Source organism: Albidovulum sp. (assembly GCF_049646345.1).
Taxonomy (GTDB): Bacteria; Pseudomonadota; Alphaproteobacteria; order Rhodobacterales; family Rhodobacteraceae; genus Albidovulum.
The window spans coordinates 1-1,627 of record NZ_JBARVQ010000187.1 but is presented as its reverse complement, the minus strand read 5'-3'; the positions used below and the strand labels follow the sequence as shown (position 1 = coordinate 1,627).

The 1,627-nt window shown below is 61.5% G+C and carries 1 protein-coding gene; it reads left to right on the top strand.

The window, feature by feature from the left end:
* Positions 1-317: 317 nt before the first annotated feature.
* Positions 318-1,627: extracellular solute-binding protein (locus WBB85_RS04590; RefSeq protein ID WP_432637446.1), on the top strand; the 1,310-nt coding region annotated here is incomplete at its 3' end.

Here is a 1,627-nt window from a genome sequence, read left to right as displayed (position 1 = left end):
GTTCTGGGTAATGCCGATCTTGTAGGTCTCGGCCATTGCAGCGCCTGCAAAGGCGATACCAGCCAGAGCCGTCGATCCTGCGATCAGGGTCTTTACAGTCTTGTTCATCGGTTCCTCCCGTTGATTTGAACGCGGTCACGGCCATCGCCCCCTGTCTCGGGGAATCACATCATGGATGACCGGTTGATGGAAGCATCGGGAATTTGCGCCCTGTGCCCTCATGCACTTTGTCCAATATGAACATTGTTGTGTCCATTCCGGATTTATTGCCGATACTCAGGTCCGGCCAATCTGGACATTTTCAGAAGGGGATGGGGATGCGCGATTCGAAAGCCTCCAAATCGGACATTTCAACACGGGACGGGCAAGAAGCGGTGCGGATGCAGGATATTCAGAAAGACTATCTGGCGGCCAGCACGGCGTCATCGGGCCCCGGGCCTGAAACTGACAGCGCGGAACTCTTGCGCGTCATCAGCTTTCTGGAAGCGTTTTCAAGCGAGGTGGAGACCGCGCTCGAGGTGACCGCCGCCAACCCGCATATGAACATGGCGGCGTTTCTGATCCGCAATCACCTGGAAGGCAGGACAGTCACCCCCTCGGCGCTCGTTGCCGCTGCGGGCGTACCCTACGCAACGGCACGGCGTAAGCTGGACGAGATGCTGAAGGCCGGGCTGATCGAGCAACGCCCGCGCACGAAAAGCGGCAAGAGCTTTTCGCTGCACCCCGGAGCGGAACTCCTTGCCAGGTGGGGCCAGTTCTCGGATCGGGTGCTGCGGCTTGCGCGCGAACAATTAGGCGGCCCGGTCGGTCCGGAAGCCGGGCGCGACTACTATTTTGGTGGTTCCTACATGGCGGGCAAGTCGATCCAGCCGCCGAAGGTGCTTCCCGAACCCCTCAACCTGCCCGGCGGCCTGCGCATTCTGGTGCATGGCGATCCGACCTTCATGGTCATGGAAAACCTCAAGCGCCAGTTCGAACAGGTGATCGGCACCAAGATCAACCAGCGCGCCTTTTCCATCGACCGGTTGCACGAAGAGGCCCTGCGCAACGCCGAACGCAAGATCAGCCGCTACGACATCATCGCGGTCGACCTGCCCTGGATCGGCGAATTCGTGGAAAAGGGCCTTCTGCTGCCGCTCGATGATCTGTTCGATGTGAACCGGCTCGACCCGGGCGATTTCCACACAGCCGGGTGGAAGGCGGCGCATTGGGGGCGCAAGCCCTATGGCGTGCCAAGCCAGACGACGCCGGAACTGCTGTTCTATCGCAAAGACTGGTTCGCCGAGGCAGGACTTGAACCGCCTGCGACCACAAGCGCGGTTCTTGAGGCGGCGCGGGTGCTGCATGACCCCAGCCACGGCCGCTACGGCGTGGCCTGGAACGCCGCGCGCGGCACCGCCCTCGGCCATCAGTTCATGATGGCCTGCGCCGATTTCGGCCAGCCGGTGTTGAACCTTGAACCGATTGCCGGGGGATATGACGCTGACGTCGCGCGGCGTAGCGATCTGGTCCCAACGATCGACACGCCGCGCGCGTTGGAAGCAGCGGAGTACCTCAAAGCGCTTCTGGAATTCTCGCCGCCCGACATCCTGTCGATGTCCTGGTACGAACGCGTCCGGCCCTATGC